Source organism: Dietzia sp. NPDC055877 (genome assembly GCF_053615975.1).
In genome coordinates this window covers 340613-357732 of sequence record NZ_JBSHCV010000001.1, presented here as the reverse complement: position 1 = coordinate 357732, position 17120 = coordinate 340613, and the positions used below count along the sequence as shown (strand labels likewise).

Sequence of the window (17120 nt, the reverse complement as noted above, 5' to 3'; positions counted from 1 at the left end):
TTCCCGCCTCAGCTCGCGACGGGACAGGTCCCCAGATCGACCTTCCACTCGGTGAGCCCGTTGAGCCACCCCGAGCGCAGCCGCTTGGGGTCGCCGAGCGAGGAGAGGTCCGGCAGGTGGTCGGCGATCGCGTTGAAGATCAGCTCCAGCTGCATCTTCGCCAGGTTGGCGCCGATGCAGTAGTGCGGGCCCTGGCCACCGAAGGTCACGTGCGGGTTCGGGTCGCGCAGGATGTTGAAGGTGAACGGGTCCTCGAACACCTCCTCGTCGAAGTTCGCGGAGCCGTAGCAGAGCAGCACGCGGTCTCCCTTGGGGATGGCGACTCCCCCGATCTCCACGTCTTCCATGGCGGTGCGCTGGAACTGCGTGATCGGCGAGGCCCACCGCAGGATCTCGTCGTAGGCCGTCTCCGGGCGCTCGGCCTTGAACAACTCCCACTGGTCAGGGTTCTCGAGCATCGCGACCATGCCGTGGGTGGTGGCGTTGCGGGTGGTCTCGTTGCCGGCCACGGCCAGCAGGGTGACGAACCAGCCGAACTCCTCGGGCGAGAGGTGTTCACCGTCGATGTCGGCCTGGACGAGCTTGGAGACGATGTCGTCCTGCGGGTTCTCGGCGCGGTCCACGGCCATCGTGTGGAAGTACTCGATGAGCTGCATGGACGCCACGGCGGCGAGGTCCATGCCGCCGGGCGCGTCGTAGCTGGTCATGGTGTTGGACCACTCGAAGATCTTGTGCCGGTCCTCCTGCGGCACGCCCAGCAGATCGGCGATCGCCTGGAGCGGCAGCTCGGAGGCGACGGCCGTCACGAAGTCGTCCGCGTTGTTCTCGGCGGCCTCGGTGACGATCTTGCGCGCGCGTTCGGAGAGTTCGTCGCGCATGCCGGCCACTCCGCGCGGGGTGAATCCGCGCGAGATGATCCGGCGGTGCTTCTTGTGGATCTCGCCGTCCTCGTTGACCAGCATTTCGCGCTGGGCCTCGATGATCGAGCGGTCGGTGCCCTCGGCGAAGCGCGGGATCATGGTGTTCTCGCCGGCGGAGAAGGTCTCTCCCGTGACGCGGGAGATCTCCTTGACGTCCGCGTGCTTGGTGGCCAGCCAGTAGTGGTCGTCGTCGAACCCGTCGATGCCGCGGCGCTTGTCGACGCGGCGGATCGGCTCGGATTGGCGCAGCTGGCGCCACTCGTCGTGCGGGAGTCGCTTCTCGAAGAGCTCGGGATCGGTGAAGTCGAACCCCGCGGGGATGGTCACGTCCATGGTGTCTCCTGCGCCTCGTAGCCCGCCGGGTCCGACGGGACTGAAACCGTGAATAGTGGTAACTATATACACGTGGCACTATCTGCGAGTGAGATTCTCGACCGCGCTCTGATGCTGTCGGAGGAGATGTCCGGCTCGATCGAGCGCGCGGCGGCGAATTACGGGCTCACCGTGCCTCGCCTGGAGCTGCTGTTCGTCCTGGGCCTGCAGGGCCAGTGCAAGCAGGTCGAATTGGCCGCCTACCTGGACTGTTCCCCGCGCCAGGTGACCGCGCTCGTGGATGGCCTGGAGGCGAGTGGGCACGTGGAGCGCACCATGTCGCCGGAGGACCGGCGGGTTCGCCTGATCGATCTCACCGCCGAGTCGCGTCGGATCGTGGATGAGGTGGTGTCGGCGCGCGTCGCCCTGGCGGAGTGGCTGTTCGAGGGGCTCGACGACGACGAGCTGCAGACGTTCGGAGCCATGTCGGAACGCCTCATCTCCCGGATGAGTGGCCGTTCCCTGGTCCGGCTGCCCGAGCAGTAAGTCAGACGCTACAGGCGGCGCAACCGGAGCTCTCGCGGGCGAACTCCATGAAGCCGCGCGCCTCGTAATTGGGGATCGCGGCAGGGGAGTCGTCATCACACGTGTGTAGCCAGACACGGCGGCAGCCCGGCACGTTCCAGGCGATGCGGCAGACCTCGGACAGGAACCATCCGCCCAGGCCATGGCCGGCGAACTCGGGGAGTATGCCGAAGTAGACGATCTCCACGTCGACCCCGTCGTCCGTGGTCTCATTCGCGCCCGTGGCGAAGGTGTCGACGGCCGGGTCGCAGGGGCTCATACGCAGTTCGGTGAATCCGACGACCTCACCGTCGACCGCGGCCCGGAGGGTGCTGATGCACGGGTCCGAGGCGTACGACGCCCAGTGCCCGTCGGACCACGCGAGGCGGTCGATCCAGTTCCAGTCGGCGCCGATCTCCCGGTACATCCGGGCGTTGAACGCGGGGTCGGCGGGGAAGACGCGGCTGATCGTGAGATTTGCAGGGGCAGCGGGCCGGAGCTGGTCGGCGGCGGTCTGCTGCAGGTAGGTCACGCTGGTCATCGCGCTATTCAAGCACCGAACCCTCCCGTGCCCAAGACCTACGGCGCGGGAGGGCTCGAGTGCAAGTGGCCGAGTCAGTTCACGTTGATACGGATGCCGGGGATGTTCAGGTCGTTGACAGCACCAGCGACCGAGCCGACTGCGTCGTTGTACATCGCTGCGCCGGCATTGTTGACGCCACCTGCTACATGCGGGTTCGCACCCGCAGCAGCTGCTCCGGACCCCAGCGCACCGACAGCACCCGCGCCCCCGAGTGCGGCGGCGGTCGTTCCGACCACGGCCACGGGGCTGGCAGCGCCTGCAGCGGTGGCAAGAGAAGCAGCGCCGGGCCCAAGGACGCCGAGTCCGCCGGTAATGGCGGCGGCGAGGGTGCCGATGATGCCAACGAAAGCGGCAGGGATCATGATTTCTCCTTGATGGTGTATCGAGGTAGTCGCCATCAGCCGATGGTGACCTGCTTGGGTTGGATGGGCGATATTGGATTCAGGGGCATCAGCGGGATGTCAATCGCTGGTGGCGGGACCGGTAGTGGCGCGACGGCTGGAGCCGGAGCAGGAGCTGGCGCCGGTGCGGGCCGGTATGGAGCCGGTACACGTTGGGGAACCGGCGCTGAAAGTCCGCGGGCTCCGGGCTGCCCGGCCGCCGCGGCCGGGTTTGATCCACGGATGGAAGAACCTGTCGATTCCCTTGGTGCCGGCACCTCGCTGCTGACCGGGGCGGTTGATGTCGCCACCTCTCCAGCCGGCCGTGAAGTGGAGACCAGAGATGCCGCGGTCGGCGGGAGGGTCAGCCCTGCCTGATGGACTGGGGCGGAACGATCCGCTTGGTCCGGGCTTCCGCCGCTGGCGTCAGTGGAGTACCAGCCGACACTTGCGCCCCCCGCGAAACCGACTACTGCGAGAAGGATGACGGCGAACCCGGCGTCGCGTATGGGCGACAGAAATGGGCGTGTGCGATCTCTGGCCACGATTGCCCCTCCCGGTCTGTGCATTGCGGTCGGGCCACGTCGCGGTGCCCGCCTGCACAGGCCGCCTCAGCCCGTGCGGCGGGAACATTAAGGAACCTTGGGCGGCCCATCAATTGCTTGGGTTGCTAACGGATTCGATAGCCGAGACCCGCTCTCAACTGGGCTGATTGCCGCCGAATGATAATTTCCTGATACGCACAGGCAGGGGCGTCGACAAAGTGAATTGCTGTCACATCAGGTGCAAATGAACATATATTAGGTGCAGCGGTTACTGAGAGCTAAATCACAGTAGGGCCGCGCGGAATCGCAGCGGATGGCCATGCACTTTCCGTTCAGTGCTCCAGGTCAGCGAGCATCGTGCCCTTCGGCGTCAGGTAGAACACCACGAACGCGAACACCAGCAGGATGAGCCCGCCGATCAGTCCGGCCATGCCCAGGCCGGAGGTGAAGGCCTCTCCGGCTCGCGCGGCCAGGTCCGGAAGCTGCGCGGCGTCGGCCACCGCCATGGCCCCGCCGAGCGAGTCGCGGGCCGCTTCCGTGGCCTCCTCGCCCAGCATCAGCGCCTCGGCCGGGGTGCCGAGGTTCCGCCGGTAGAGGAACGAGGCCAACGATCCCAGGATCGCGATACCCAACACGGCGCCGAATTCATACGAGGTGTCCTCCATGGCGGCCGCATTGCCGGCCTTGGAACGCGGGACGCCGCCCATGATCATCGAGGAGGCCAGGGCCAGCGCGCCGATGCCTGCGCCGATCAGGGCGAGTGCGATGAACACCGAGGTCAGCTCCAGATCCTCACCCCGGATGCCCAGGAAGAGCATGCCGGCGCCGGCGACGAAGAGCGCTAAGAAGATCGTCGCGCGCATCCCGATCCGCTCCGAGGCGACGGGCGCGAGTAGAGAGGTCACGGCGGCGGCGAGCGCCAGCGGCATGAGCTGGAGCCCGGACTCGAACGCGGACGCGCCGTTGACCAGCTGCAACCACTGCGCGAGCAACAGCAGCCCGGCGGACATGGAGAAGCTCGCGATGAGAGCGGCCAGGACGCCCGCGGAGAAGATGCGGTGGCGGAACATCGTCACATCGAGCAGGGGAGAGGTAGACTTCAGGCAGCGCCGGACGAACCAGACCAGGGCTGCCACTCCCACGACGAAGGCGATCCACGCCGGGAGGTAGGTCATCGAGGCCTCTTCGCTGAACTTCTTGATGGCCCAGATGGTTGTCGACATTCCGACGAGCGTGAGAGCGGCGGCGAAGGGGTCCCACGGCCCGGGCTCGGGCACTCGTGACTCGGGAACGGTGAAGATGGCGCTGACAAACGCGATGACCATCATCGGCACGCTGACCAGGAACGCGGACTGCCAGTGGAACGTCTCGAGCAGGAAACCGCCCAGCAGTGGCCCGACGGCCGCACCGATGCCGGCGACCGCGGCCCACACGGCCAGGGCGGTCGCGCGCTCACGGGTGTCGGTGAAGGTGACCCGCAGCAGCGACAGGGTGGACGGCATGACCATCGCCGCGCCGATTCCGAGCAGGATGCGCAGCGCGATCACGAAGCCGGGGGAGTGCGCGAGGAGCACGAGGACCGAGGCGAGCGCGATGAGAATGTAGCCCAGCATGAGCATTCGTTTGCGGCCCCAGCGGTCGGCAATCGACGACATGGAGATGAGCAGTCCGGCCATGACCAGCGAGTACGCATCGATGATCCACAGCTGCTGGGAGGCGGTGGGCTGCAGGTCCGCCGACATCTGCGGGATCGCCACGTTGAGGATCGTCATGTCCGTGGTGATGGCCAGCAGGGAGAACGTCAGCGTGACCAGACCGAGCCAGCGGCGCGCCGGATCGTACGAGCCCACGATGTGCGGGTCGGCCCGCAGCTCACTCCGGGCGGGTGCGGTGGTGTCGCTCATGCGGTGGTGTCCTCATCGGGCATGGTCGAGATCGCCCGGATGACGGCCTCGAGTCGGGCGGTGGTGGGTGCGGTACCTGTGAGCGCGGTGTTGATGCCGGCCCCGTCCAGGCACATGGCCAGCACTTCCGAGCGGACCTTCCCGAAGTAGGGGGACAGTATCTCGGTGAGTCCGGTGAACCAGCGCAGGCTCAGCTCGCGCAGGTCCTCCTCAAACAGTCCCGCGTAGGCGAGGGAGCATTCGGCGAGCACCGCGCCCCGGTCCTCGAAGCCGGCGGCCGCGGCGGTGGCCAGGTAGGCGATCGGGTCGGGGGCGCCAGCGAGGTCGCGCCGGATCTTGTCCAGGTCGCTCTCGACCGCGGCGGCCAGGTGCTCGAGCGCGTGCCTGCGCAGGTCGTCGATCGTCGAGAAGTACCGGGTGGTGGTCCCGACGGCGACGCCGGCGCGCGCCGCGACCGCACGATGGGTCAGCGCGGCGGGCCCGGCCTCGGCGATCAGTTCGGCCGCGGCCTGCCCGATGTCACGGATCCGCTGCTCGGGATCGCGGGTGCGTCCGGCGCTCGTCACAGGTGCTCCTCACGTTGCTGTACAAACGTACGCGTACAAATGTACAACAACGCCATGCGAGCGCGGAATCGGCGCGATCACCTGGTAAGACTGTGCCCGTGACGGAACCGACGAGTACGCGGGTCAGGGCCTGGGCGGCAGTGGCGCTGGTCGCCTACGGGGCTGTGGTCGCGGCACTGACCATGCTCAAGGCCTTCTTCGTGATCGGCATGCTGTGGCGACCCGAGGCGCAACGGAACCGCTCGATGGAATGGGAGCCGTTCGCCCTCTATCGGAACTCGACGACCTGGTTCGGGCCGCTGTTCGACTACCTCGGCAATATGGCCTTCTTCATCCCGCTCGGAGTCCTGCTGTTCATCGTGCTGGAGCATCACAGGCGGGCGACGGCCCACGTCGTCGTCGTCGGAGCGCTGACCAGCGCCACCGTCGAGACCCTCCAGTACGTCTTCGCCCTGGGCCATTCGGACGTCTCCGACCTGATGTTCAACGTCCTCGGCGCCCTCGTCGGCGCGACGGTCGCCCGGCTGGGAGGCCGGCGCCTGTACCCGGTGTGGATCGGGCTCGCGTTGACGGCCGCGCTCGTGTTCGCCGTCCTGGTGATCCTCGGCCCGCGGCTCGGCGACCCGGACAGGGTCGTGGAGACGTCCATGGCGATGGGGTTGCCGGGGTAGAACTCAGGAGGCGGCCGGCGCGACCGGGGTCTCCTCGGCGCGGCCGTAGCGGCCCGCCAGCCACGCGCAGACGATGAGCTGGATCTGGTGGAAGATCATCAGCGGCAGCACCAGCAGGCCGAGCGGCTGGCCCACGAACAGCACCGCCGCCATCGGCAGGCCGGTGGCCAGGGATTTCTTGGAGCCGCAGAACTGCACCACGCGCTTGTCCCGGTCCTCGAAGCCGAGCGCGCGGGAGACGAGCTCCGTCAGACCAAGGACCACAGCAAGTAGGACGCAGCACGCCACCACCAGGCCCGCCAGCTGGGGCACGCCGACCATCGTCCAGATCCCCTCGGCCACGCCCTCGGAGAACGCGGCGTAGACCACGAGCACGATCACGGTCTTGTCGAACAGGGCCAGACGCTTGATCCTGTTGGTGATCGGCAGGATGCGGTCCCGGAAGATCTGGCCCAGCACGAACGGCAGCAGCAGCTGCAGTGCGATCGTGCCGACCGAATCCCACGTGATCTTCACCGAGCCGTCGGTGGTCATGAGCGCGAACACCAGCAGCGGCGTGAGGAACACGCCCAGCAGATTCGATACCGATGCCGACACCACCGCGGCGCTGACATGCCCGCGCGCGATCGCCACGAACGTGATCGACGACTGCACGGTCGAGGGCACCAGCGTCGTGAAGAGGAAGCCGGCGGCCAGAGACGCGCCGAGCACGGGGGTCAGCACCCACTGGCCGAGCAGGCCGAGCAGCGGGAACACCACGAACGTCGCCACGAGCACCACCGAGTGCAGCCGCCAGTGCCGCAGGCCCGCCCGCAGCTCCCGCGGCTCGAGCCGGGCGCCGTAGAGGAAGAACAACACGGCGATGCCGATGGTCGTGACCCAGCCCAGCGTCGTGGCGGCGCCGCCGGTCGCGGGGAGGAAGGCGGCGACGACCACCGCGGCCAGAATCGCCACGATGAACGGTTCGATCCTCAGCCGGCGCAGAATCTCCATCCGCCCATTCCATCACTTCGGCGCCCGCCGTCGTCGCTCGCCCGAGGCCGGATCGGGCGGCCGGTTCGGCCCGCCCGATAGGCTCGGACCCATGACGGGCGATGGCGGGTCGGGCTGGCGGCCCAGAGCACTCAGAGATGGTCAGGAGCCGGATCCACGGTTCACGCTCGCCAACGAGCGCACCTTCCTGGCCTGGATCCGCACGAGCCTCGGACTGACCGCCGGCGCGGTGGCTCTCGAGGCGTTCGCCGGCGACGAGATCCCGGAGATCATCCGCACCCCGCTCGCCTGCATCCTGTTGGTGCTGGCGGCGGTGCTGGCGATCGTGGCATTCCGCCGCTGGATCCGGATCGAGTTCGCCATGCGGCACAAGCAGCCGTTGCCGATGCCCCAGGCGTCGATCCTGCTGGCGCTGGGGATCTCGATCGGCGCCGTGGTCCTCATCGTCGCGATCCTCAGCGGAACGTTCACATGACCGACCCCCGGCCACAGCCGCGCCGACGCCCGCGGGTGATCGGTGTCTCGCCCACGGCGGTCCCGCCGGATGCGGGCCTGCAGGCCGAGCGCACCAGCCTGTCCTGGGCCCGTACCTGGGCCGTGGTGGGGGTCAACATCACGCTCGTGGCCAAGCTGGTGGGCGAGCTCTCGTGGCTATGGGCGTCGGCGTTCTCCCTGCTCACGGTGGTCCCGCTACTCGCGTTGCTCCGGGTGCAGCGCGGGCACGAGCGGCGCGTGGGCCGGTTCGTCCGTGCCGGTGAGGTCCAGCAGACGCAGGCGCTCTACAACGTGGGCCTGGTGGCGATGATCATCGTGATCTCCGCGTGTGGGCTCGCCGCGGTGCTGGTCCAGGCGCTGGGCTGAGAGTCCGTGCCGGGCTGGATCTCGGGGCCGGGCCGGGGGCTGGGTCTCGAGGCCGTCCGGAGTCCGGGCCGGTCTAGCCCTCCGCGGCGGCCGCGCGCCCCAGCGCCTCGAGCCCCTCGTCGATCTGCCGCGCCAACACGTCGTCCATCTTCACCAGGCGCGTCAACGCCCGCATCACCGGGCCGCGGGTCCCCGTCATCTGCCACGTGACCTCGGTGCGCTCTGGCCCGAGCGGCTCGAGCGTGATCACCGTGGGGTTGGTGGCCTTGAACGGCTTGAGGAACCGGAGCTCGATCAGGACCTGCCGCCCCGCCGATGCCCCGGTGATCTCCATGGACCCCGCGCCGGCCTTGGCGTTGCCCGACCACTCGTAGCGCGCCCCGACGCCCCGCTCGGCGCCGGTGAACGTCCGCTCCATCGACGGGTCGGTCTTCTCCCAGAAGGACCAGTTCCGCCACTTGCGGAAGTCCTCGAGCTGGGCGAACACGGCCGGCGCGGGGGCATCGAGGATGGCGGTGCGGGTGATCGAGAACTCAGCGCTCATGCGGGGATTTTACAGCGCGGACGCCCCACGACCGCGCACTCAGGTGTTCTCGATGCGACCGCTCAGCGCGTCCCGCAGCCGGTCGACCATCCCGACGCCCAGGCCCACCGTCATGTGGAACAGCTCGGAGTGGGGTGAGTCGGGGTGCGGCCGGGTCGGCGCGACCTTCTTGGCGGCCTCCACCTTGCGGCCCAGATCCACCAGCTCCTCGGCGGACACGGCCCGCCGCAGCTTGGGGAACTGGTCGGACTCCTCGTCGTCGACGTGGTGGTCGAGCTGGCCCTTGAGCTCGCGGACCAGGCGCAGGAAGTCAGCGTCCTCCGAGTCGACGCCCTCGAGCTTGACGAGCGTCTCCTCGAGCTCCTGGTGCTCTTCCTTGTCGTGCTCGACCTCATCCGCGCCGTCGGTGACCTCCCGCGTGTACACGGGGTAGACGAACAGCTCCTCGGCCACGGAGTGCCGCACGATCTCGGCGGTCGCGGCATCGGCGAGTGCGCGCCGTTCGGCGGGGTCGGTGGTCTCCTCGATCAGTTCGAGGAGTCCGATCATCTCGCGGTGGTCGGCGGTGAGGATGTCAACGACGTCCTTCTGGGCCATGGCGAACTCCTTCACGGTCTGGTGCGATGAGGATTCACACCGTAGGGGCGCGCGCTGGTGGCGGCCACCGGAGGGCCCCTCAGCGGCCGGCGGTCTCCGTTTCGCACATGCCCTGCAGGGCGCACGATCCGCAGCCGCCGGTCACGCCGCAGTCGTCCGCGGGGTCGGCGCCGCCGTCCGTGCCCCCGGCCGTGGCGGGGGAGCAGCCGCCGGAGCCGGAGTCACCGGTTTCGTCCGACTCGCCGGCGGAGGAGCAGCCCCCGGCCTCCGAGGCGCCGGAGTGGCCGCCGCAGCCCTCGGGGCCGCAACCGCACCCGCCCTCGTCGCCGTGGTCGGCCTGCCAGATGGCCGCCGCGCGTGCCCCGGCCATGCCGGCCACGTTGAGCAGGGCGAGGGAGACCACGAGGGCCACGACGACGACGAGAACGCCGATCCAGCCGCCGATCAGTCCCAGGGCGAGCGTACCGAGCAGGAGCGTCAGGCCCGAGCCGAGGAACGCGGGCGCGGCGGCCCGGTTGGCCAGCGTCCACGCCTCCAGCGAGCGCCGGGTCTCCGGGGTGCGGACCCCCAGCACGCCGTTGCCGGGCAGCTTGCCGGTCAGCGCGAGAAGGCCGGTGCCCCCGACCAGGAGGGCGAGCCCGGCGAGGAGCACCACGACCACCACGAGCACTGCGTTCACGCCTTAGAGGTTACGCCCGTGGCCGCGGAAGTCCGAGTCGCGTCAGCCTGCTGCGTGCCCCCGCCGCCGCCCTCGACCAGTGCGAGGATTCGACCGAGTTCGCGCTTGTCGTCGTCGTCCAATCGATCCAGGAAGACCCGCCGCACGGTTCGCACGTGGTCCGGCGCGGCCTTCTCGATCTCGCGCAAGCCCTCGTCGGTGGTGGAGACGAACGCGCCGCGCCCGTCCTCGGGGCAGCTCGTGCGCTGCACGAGCCCGCGTTTGGCCATCCGGGTCACCTGATGGGAGACGCGGCTGCGCTCCCACTGCAGGGCGTCGGCGAGGGCGGTCATGCGCAGCGGCCCGTCGGCCTCGCTGAGATGGACCAAGACTTCGAACTCGGGCTCGGTCAGGTCGGAGGACATCTTGAGGTCGCGCTGGATCTCCAGGTGGAGGCGACCTTCAAGGGCGAGGTAGGTGCGCCAGAGGGCCGTCTCCTCGTCGTTGAGCCAATTCACCTGTTCAGTCATGGGTCCATAATAGCCCTTAGTTGACATGCCACGTAGTCGATCAGTAGAACTATGTGACGTATCATGTATGGCTCGCCGACCCGCGCGGACCGCCACGACGAGGTTGCTCCGGCACAGACCGGAGAACCCAACGGAAGGAACCACAGTGACCACCACTGCTACTCGCCCCGCCGCCCTCGAGACCTCGAGCAACCTCGTGCCCGTCTCCGCGGCCGTCCGCGGCATCGGCCTGCTGCTGGCCCGCGTCCTGCTCGGCGCGGTGCTGATCGTGCACGGCGGTCAGAAGCTGTTCAGCAACGGCGTCGAGGGCACCGGCGCCTTCTTCGAGTCGATGGGCGTCCCCGCCGCCCAGGCCGCGGCCGCGTTCGCCGGCACGGTCGAGCTGGTCGGCGGCATCCTGCTCGTCCTGGGGCTGCTGACCCAGCTCGTGGCGGTCCTGGTCGTCGTCGTCATGGTCGGCGCCTACTTCTACGTCCACCAGGCCGCCGGCATCTACGCCGCTGACGGTGGCTGGGAGCTGGTCGCCGTGATCGGCCTCGCCACGGCAGTGTTCGGCCTGGTCGGCCCCGGCCGCTTCAGCCTCGACGCGCTGATCGCCGGCCGCCGCGCCGCCAGGGCCTGACCCGGCAGGGGTACGGGCGCCGGCTGCCGCGGCGGTTGCTGGCTGCCCGGTGCCTCATGCCCCGCCGGTCCTCACGCCCCCGCAGTCCCGTCTCCCCACGCTGACGTGGCCCGGCCCGGCCCAGGGTTTAGGCTGGACACGGCCTGCGTGTGGGCACCGGCGAGACCAGGGAGAGCAGACAACGTGAGCAGCAGCGACCAGACCGTCACCGGCGATCAGTCCGAGACCGGACCGACCCACCGCTACGGAGCGGCACTCGCCGGCGAGATCGAGTCGCGCTGGCAGGCCGAATGGGCGCAGCGTGGCACTTTCGAGGCGCCCAATCCCGTCGGTCCGCTCGCCGCGACCGACGGCTCCGCACTGCCGGAGGACAAGCTGTTCGTCCAGGACATGTTCCCGTACCCCTCGGGCGCGGGCCTGCACGTCGGCCACCCGCTGGGGTACATCGCGACCGACGTGTTCGCGCGCTACAACCGCATGCTCGGTACCAACGTGCTGCACACGCTCGGCTATGACGCCTTCGGCCTGCCCGCCGAGCAGTACGCCGTGCAAACCGGCCAGCACCCGCGCGTGACCACCGAGGCCAACATCGCCAACATGGAGCGCCAGCTCGGCCGCCTCGGACTGGGTCATGACCGCCGCCGGGTGTTCGCCACCACCGACACCGACTTCTACCGCTGGACCCAGTGGATCTTCCTGCAGATCCACGGCTCCTGGTACGACCCCGAGGCGCCGGCCCGCACCACCGACGGCGGCGAGCATCCCGAGCGCACCGGCCGCGCCCGCCCCATCGCCGAGCTGCGCGAGCAGTTCGTCTCCGGCTCCCGCCCGCTGCCCGCCGAGTTCGCCGACCGCGCATGGGGTGACCTGAGCGCGGCCGAGCAGGAGAAGGTCCTCGACGCCCACCGGCTCGTCTACCTGTCCGATTCGATGGTCAACTGGTGCCCGGGGCTGGGCACCGTGCTGGCCAACGAGGAGGTCACCGCCGAGGGCCGATCCGAGCGCGGCAACTTTCCCGTCTTCCGCAAGAACCTCTCGCAGTGGATGATGCGGATCACCGCCTACGCCGACCGGCTGGTCGATGACCTGGACCGGCTCGACTGGACCGACAAGGTCAAGTCCATGCAGCGCAACTGGATCGGCCGCTCGCAGGGCGCCCGCGTCCGCTTCGCCGTGGCCGAGCAGTCCATCGAGGTGTTCACCACCCGCCCCGACACGCTGTTCGGCGCGACCTACATGGTGCTCTCGCCCGAGCACCCCCTGGTCGACGAGCTGGCCGGGCCGTTCTGGCCCGAGGCGCCGTCCGGCGCCCACGGTGCCGCGGGAGCGGACAGCGCCACAGGAGCGGGTGCAGCCGCCGAGCTCGATCCGCGCTGGACCGGCGGGCACTCCTCGCCGGTTGAGGCCGTGCGGGAGTACCGCCGCCAGGCCGCTCGCAAGTCCGACCTGGAGCGTCAGGAGAACAAGGACAAGACCGGCGTGTTCACCGGCGCCTACGCCGTCAACCCGGTCAACGGCGAGCAGGTCCCGGTGTTCGTGGCCGACTACGTCCTCATGGGCTACGGCACCGGCGCGATCATGGCCGTGCCCGGGCACGACGCGCGCGACCACGAGTTCGCCGCCGCGTTCGGACTGCCGATCGTTCAGGTCGTCGCGCCGGCCGACGGCTCCCGGATCGACGTGCAGGCCGAGGCGTACTCCGGTGACGGCGTGGCCGTGAACTCCACCAACGACGAGGGTCTGGCGCTCGACGGACTGGGCGTCGACGAGGCCAAGGCCGCCACCATCGCCTGGCTCGAGGGCGAGGGGACCGGCGAGGGCACCGTCCAGTACAAGCTCCGCGACTGGCTGTTCGCGCGTCAGCGCTACTGGGGCGAGCCGTTCCCGGTGGTCTACGACTCCGACGGCGTCCCCCACGCCCTGCCCGACGAGCTGCTGCCCGTCGAGCTGCCCGAGGTCGAGGACTACCAGCCCGTCTCCTTCGACCCGGATGACGCCGACTCGGTGCCGTCCCCGCCGTTGGCCAAGGCCACCGACTGGATGACCGTCGAGCTGGACCTGGGGGATGGGCTGCAGACCTACACCCGAGACGCCAACGTCATGCCCAACTGGGCCGGCTCCAGCTGGTACCAGCTGCGCTACATCGACCCCACCAACTCCGAGGAGCTGTGCTCGCTGGAGAACGAGCGCTACTGGACCGGGCCGCGCCCCGAGATCCACGGCCCCGAGGACCCCGGTGGCGTGGACCTCTACGTCGGTGGAGTCGAGCACGCCGTGCTGCACCTGCTCTACTCGCGCTTCTGGCACAAGGTGCTCTTCGACCTGGGCCACGTGACCAGCGAGGAGCCCTATCGTCGCCTGTTCAACCAGGGCTACATCCAGGCCTTCGCCTACACCGACGCCCGCGGCGTCTACGTTCCGGCCGCCGATGTGGTGGAGCGGGACGGGAAGTTCTATCTCGACGCCTCGCCCGACGCCCCCGAGGTGTTCCAGGAGTACGGCAAGATGGGCAAGTCCCTCAAGAACGCCGTCTCCCCGGACGAGATCTGCGACACCTACGGCGCCGACACCCTGCGCGTCTACGAGATGTCCATGGGCCCGCTCGACACCTCCCGCCCCTGGGCCACCAAGGACGTGGTGGGCGCACACCGATTCCTGCAGCGGCTGTGGCGGGTGGCGATCGAGGAGAGCACCGGGCAGGCCCGCGTCACCGGCGCCGAGCCGACCGAGGACGTGCTCAAAGCCCTGCACAAGACCATCGCCGGGGTCCGCGACGACTACGCCGGGCTCCGCGACAACACCGCGATCGCCAAGCTCATCGAGTACGTCAATACCCTCACCAAGGCCTACCCGACCGCCGGCCCGGGCGCTCCGCGCTCCGTGGTGGAGCCGCTCGTGCTGATGGCCGCGCCCGTCGCCCCGCACCTGGCCGAGGAACTCTGGTCGCGGCTCGGCCACACCGGTTCCCTGGCGCACGGCCCCTTCCCCGAGCACGACGAGTTCTACCTGGTCGAGGACTCGGTGGAGTACCCGGTGCAGATCAAGGGCAAGGTGCGCTCGCGCATCACCGTCCCCGCGGACGCCTCGCCGGCCGACGTCGAGTCCGCCGCGCTGGCCGACGCGAAGGTGCAGGAGAACCTCGGTGGCGCGGCGCCGAAGAAGGTCATCGTGGTGCCCGGGAAGATGGTCAACATCGTCCCCTGATCTCGACAACGCGGGCCTACGCTCACGCGGGCCGGCGCTGGCTGGCGCTGGCCGGCGCCCGCCGGGCAGAGAGGCAGCGCATCCAACGGCGGATACGCTGCCTCTCTGTCTTGCGCTGGCCGAGTGCACGCCAGAAGGCAGGTTGCGCTGGGAGATCGGACCATTTCGCCAGCGCAGAGCACAGCGGCAGCGCAACTGGGGCCGGATACGCTGGCGAGGCGCCCGTCAGCCGATCTCGACGAACGCCACCGACGAGGTGAGCAGCAGGCACGCGGTCGTGAGCATCCACATGGCGTAGGTCGCGAACAGCCACGGCCGCCAGCGGATGTGCCGCGACCACGTCTGGTAGGTCTTCCACGCCGAGAACACCGACAGCAGCAGCGACAGCAGCGTGGGGATCACCACCACCTCGATGCGGCCCGCCGTCAGACACAGCCCGTCGGCGCCGCCGCACTCGTCCTGGATCCCGCCGACGAGCGTGATGACCAGCGCCGCCACCGCCACCACCACGACCGTCGACACCAAAAAGAAGCGGAAGGCCAGGGTGCCCTGCCGCTCGTTCCGCTCCAGCCGTTCGAGCGGATCCTCCACCTCGTCGAATTCCTTGGCGCCCATGGCTACTCTCCGGCGAACCCGTTGTGGCCGCCCGCCGCGGCGACCTCGTCGACGGTCTCGAGACCCAACTGCTCGTCGGTGACCGGCGGGAACAGCGGGCCGCCGCCGAAGGCTCCCCGGTGGGAGAGGGGCACGGCGTCGTCGTCGTTCCTGATCCCGTGCTTACGCCCGTACTCGGCGGTGACGACCGTGGCCCCGCTCATCGACGCGAGCTCGGGGTCCTCGGCGAGGGCGGCGATGACGCGACCGACGAATGTTGGGTCCTCCGCGCGGTCGAGCGGGAAGCCGTTGAAGTCGTCCATCCCCAGCGACAGGATGAGCTCTGTGCGGATGAGGCCGAGCCACAGCGAGAGCGTGGAGACTCCCGTACCGGCCAGATCGTGCGCCATGTCGGAGGCCATCTTGTCCAGGGCGGTCTTGCTCATGCCGTAGAGGACGGTGTGGAACGGCGCGCGCGAGCCGAACGAGGAGATGTTGACGATCAGGCCCGAGCCCTGCGGAACCATCACCTTGGCGGCCTCGCAGGAGGCGACGTAGTGGGCGCGCAGGCCGATGCCCATGAGCGCGTCCCAGTCGTCGGTGGGCCGCTCCCAGAACTTCCCGTCGAACCCCATGAAGCCCTTGGGATTGGTCCAGACGTTGTTGACCAGGAGGTCCAGGCGGCCGGTGTCGGCGACGATCTTCTCGACGACGACGACGATCTCCTCGTCCCGCCCGTGGTCGCATTCCAGGGCCCGGATCTCGCCGGGGGCGCCTGAGGCGGTGTCGACGGTCGGCTGCAGGCGCTCGGCGGAGCGCCCGGTGACGTAGACGGTCCAGCCGGCGGCGGCGAGCGCGGTGGCCACGCCCTTGCCGACGCCGCGGCTGCCGCCGGTGACCAGCGCGACCCGGGCGGTCACGAGTCGGCTCCGGCGGTGGCGGCTCCCGGGACCGTGTCGACCTCGGGGTAGGTCACGGTGGCCCCGGTGAGTTCGCGTGTGACGGACCAGCCCGGCGTGAACAGACACTCGGCCATGACCCAGCGGCCGCCCTCGACCACGTAGACGTCCGAGTACTCGCCGGTGGACTGGGTCTCGGTGCCCTTGTCGCGGTCGACCTGTCGGAACTGCAGGGTCCAGGTCCCGGTGGCGCGGGTCGGCTCTCCGCCGTCCGCGGGTGCCTCTACATCGATCGAGGGCATGAAGCCGTGGTGCATGTCGAGGATCCGGGGGCCGCCGTCCGCCGCGGTGGACAGGGCGATCTTCTTGAAGATCCCGACCATGGTGTCCGGGTCGGTCCGTCCGAGGGGGCCGAAGTCCAGCACGCCGCCGGAGGCCACGAAGCACTCGCGGAAGCCCTCGGGATCCTTGCCGTCACAGGCCCGCCAGTAGCGGTACTTGAGCTGCTCGATCGCCGCGTGGGCGCGGGCTTCCACCTCGTAGTCCATGCAGGCCACGTTAGCGTAGGGCGTATGAGCCGAACACTGGTCGAGCTTTCCGACCGCTGGGACCTGCAGGACCTCATGACCCGCTACGCGACCTGCATCGATTCGCGGGACTTCGACGGGCTGGACCGCGTGTTCACGCCGGACGCGCGGGTGAGCTTCGTGGCGTCCGGCGGGCCCGACGACGTCTACCCGGCGATCCGCGCCTGGCTGGCCGAGATGTTGCCGATCTTCGCCGCGACGCAGCACCTCATGGGCAACCTGGCCGTGGAGCTGGACGGGGACTCCGCCTCCGGCCGGTGCATGTGTTTCAACCCCATGGCGCTGAAGCCCACCACGGAGAAGGACCAGCAGGTGTTCTTCTACGGGCTCTGGTACGTGCTGCGCTTCGTCCGCACAGCCGAGGGCTGGCGCATCGCCACACTGACGCAGGAGCAGGCGTACCACCACAACCTGCCCTGAGCGGCAGCGCTGTGTGACACCACAATGCCGCGGCGCTGAGCGGCGGCTCTGACAGGCGCCCCCCGGTCGCGTCAGCGCCGTGAACTTCAGGTGGCCGGTGTCGTAGGTCACTGCTACGGTTGTTCCGTGCCGAAAAACGTACTGATGTGTTGGCGACGCGAACCCG

At 69.2% G+C, this 17120-nt stretch carries 20 protein-coding genes; 7 read left to right on the top strand and 13 right to left on the bottom strand.

What is annotated here, in order from left to right:
- Positions 1–8: 8 nt before the first annotated feature.
- Positions 9–1253 carry a cytochrome P450 gene (locus ACWGLC_RS01675; RefSeq protein WP_452098282.1) on the bottom strand — a complete coding sequence of 415 codons (1245 nt, stop codon included), beginning with the start codon at positions 1251–1253 and terminating at the stop codon, positions 9–11.
- Between the two features lie 72 nt (positions 1254–1325).
- Between ACWGLC_RS01675 and ACWGLC_RS01670 the strand changes: the two genes are divergently transcribed.
- On the top strand, positions 1326–1778 hold the full coding sequence (locus ACWGLC_RS01670) for a MarR family winged helix-turn-helix transcriptional regulator (protein ID WP_452098281.1): 453 nt from the start codon (positions 1326–1328) through the stop codon (positions 1776–1778).
- A 1-nt stretch (position 1779) separates the two neighbouring features.
- Here ACWGLC_RS01670 and ACWGLC_RS01665 read toward each other — a convergent pair whose 3' ends face one another.
- The 4 genes from ACWGLC_RS01665 to ACWGLC_RS01650 form a co-directional block, all read right to left on the bottom strand.
- A complete protein-coding gene (locus ACWGLC_RS01665) occupies positions 1780–2337 on the bottom strand; it encodes a GNAT family N-acetyltransferase (protein ID WP_452098280.1) in 558 nt (185 codons plus the stop codon).
- A 74-nt stretch (positions 2338–2411) separates the two neighbouring features.
- The gene (locus ACWGLC_RS01660) at positions 2412–2741 is read right to left on the bottom strand and encodes a hypothetical protein (protein WP_295648962.1); all 330 of its coding nucleotides are present in this window, start codon (positions 2739–2741) and stop codon (positions 2412–2414) included.
- An 895-nt stretch (positions 2742–3636) separates the two neighbouring features.
- Positions 3637–5208 (bottom strand): MFS transporter, encoded by a 1572-nt coding sequence (locus ACWGLC_RS01655; protein ID WP_452098279.1) that lies wholly within the window; start codon positions 5206–5208, stop codon positions 3637–3639.
- Positions 5205–5774, bottom strand: a complete 570-nt coding sequence (locus ACWGLC_RS01650) for a TetR/AcrR family transcriptional regulator (RefSeq protein WP_452098278.1) — start codon at positions 5772–5774, stop codon at positions 5205–5207. Before ACWGLC_RS01650 ends, ACWGLC_RS01655 begins: the two co-directional genes overlap by 4 nt.
- A 98-nt stretch (positions 5775–5872) precedes the next feature.
- Between ACWGLC_RS01650 and ACWGLC_RS01645 the strand changes: the two genes are divergently transcribed.
- A complete protein-coding gene (locus tag ACWGLC_RS01645; RefSeq protein WP_452098277.1) occupies positions 5873–6445 on the top strand; it encodes a VanZ family protein in 573 nt (190 codons plus the stop codon).
- Between the two features lie 3 nt (positions 6446–6448).
- On the opposite strand, the gene ACWGLC_RS01640 is transcribed toward ACWGLC_RS01645, so the two are convergent.
- The gene (locus ACWGLC_RS01640; RefSeq protein ID WP_452098276.1) at positions 6449–7438 is read right to left on the bottom strand and encodes a bile acid:sodium symporter family protein; all 990 of its coding nucleotides are present in this window, start codon (positions 7436–7438) and stop codon (positions 6449–6451) included.
- Positions 7439–7529: 91 nt separating this feature from the next.
- On the opposite strand from ACWGLC_RS01640, the gene ACWGLC_RS01635 reads away from it, so the two are divergent.
- A complete protein-coding gene (locus ACWGLC_RS01635) occupies positions 7530–7913 on the top strand; it encodes a YidH family protein (protein WP_452098275.1) in 384 nt (127 codons plus the stop codon).
- The gene (locus ACWGLC_RS01630) at positions 7910–8299 is read left to right on the top strand and encodes a DUF202 domain-containing protein (RefSeq protein ID WP_452098274.1); all 390 of its coding nucleotides are present in this window, start codon (positions 7910–7912) and stop codon (positions 8297–8299) included. The genes ACWGLC_RS01635 and ACWGLC_RS01630 overlap by 4 nt, the downstream gene beginning before the upstream one ends.
- A gap of 73 nt (positions 8300–8372) precedes the next feature.
- Here the strand turns inward: ACWGLC_RS01630 and ACWGLC_RS01625 are convergent, their stop codons facing one another.
- The 4 genes from ACWGLC_RS01625 to ACWGLC_RS01610 form a co-directional block, all read right to left on the bottom strand.
- Positions 8373–8843, bottom strand: coding sequence for an SRPBCC family protein (locus tag ACWGLC_RS01625; protein ID WP_452098273.1), 471 nt, complete (start codon positions 8841–8843; stop codon positions 8373–8375).
- A 39-nt stretch (positions 8844–8882) separates the two neighbouring features.
- A complete protein-coding gene (locus ACWGLC_RS01620; protein ID WP_452098272.1) occupies positions 8883–9440 on the bottom strand; it encodes a hemerythrin domain-containing protein in 558 nt (185 codons plus the stop codon).
- Between the two features lie 79 nt (positions 9441–9519).
- Complete coding sequence (locus ACWGLC_RS01615) at positions 9520–10119, bottom strand: SdpI family protein (protein ID WP_452098271.1); 600 nt, start codon at positions 10117–10119, stop codon at positions 9520–9522.
- Entirely contained in the window at positions 10116–10628 is a 513-nt protein-coding gene (locus ACWGLC_RS01610; protein ID WP_452098270.1) for a MarR family winged helix-turn-helix transcriptional regulator, read from the bottom strand. Before ACWGLC_RS01610 ends, ACWGLC_RS01615 begins: the two co-directional genes overlap by 4 nt.
- A gap of 145 nt (positions 10629–10773) precedes the next feature.
- Between ACWGLC_RS01610 and ACWGLC_RS01605 the strand changes: the two genes are divergently transcribed.
- Together ACWGLC_RS01605 and ACWGLC_RS01600 are read left to right on the top strand one after the other, a co-directional pair.
- Positions 10774–11250, top strand: coding sequence for a DoxX family protein (locus ACWGLC_RS01605; protein ID WP_452098269.1), 477 nt, complete (start codon positions 10774–10776; stop codon positions 11248–11250).
- Between the two features lie 183 nt (positions 11251–11433).
- Positions 11434–14454, top strand: a complete 3021-nt coding sequence (locus tag ACWGLC_RS01600) for a leucine--tRNA ligase (RefSeq protein ID WP_452098268.1) — start codon at positions 11434–11436, stop codon at positions 14452–14454.
- A 225-nt stretch (positions 14455–14679) separates the two neighbouring features.
- Here the strand turns inward: ACWGLC_RS01600 and ACWGLC_RS01595 are convergent, their stop codons facing one another.
- From ACWGLC_RS01595 to ACWGLC_RS01585, 3 genes are read right to left on the bottom strand one after another with little or no spacing between them, the layout of a single operon-like run.
- Positions 14680–15069: a hypothetical protein gene (locus ACWGLC_RS01595; RefSeq protein WP_452098267.1), complete on the bottom strand. Its 390-nt coding sequence runs from the start codon at positions 15067–15069 to the stop codon at positions 14680–14682.
- 2 nt (positions 15070–15071) lie between these two features.
- Complete coding sequence (locus ACWGLC_RS01590; RefSeq protein ID WP_452098266.1) at positions 15072–15968, bottom strand: SDR family NAD(P)-dependent oxidoreductase; 897 nt, start codon at positions 15966–15968, stop codon at positions 15072–15074.
- Positions 15965–16495, bottom strand: coding sequence for a nuclear transport factor 2 family protein (locus tag ACWGLC_RS01585; RefSeq protein WP_452098265.1), 531 nt, complete (start codon positions 16493–16495; stop codon positions 15965–15967). Before ACWGLC_RS01585 ends, ACWGLC_RS01590 begins: the two co-directional genes overlap by 4 nt.
- 24 nt (positions 16496–16519) lie before the next feature.
- On the opposite strand from ACWGLC_RS01585, the gene ACWGLC_RS01580 reads away from it, so the two are divergent.
- Positions 16520–16954, top strand: coding sequence for a nuclear transport factor 2 family protein (locus ACWGLC_RS01580; protein WP_452098264.1), 435 nt, complete (start codon positions 16520–16522; stop codon positions 16952–16954).
- Positions 16955–17120: the final 166 nt, after the last annotated feature.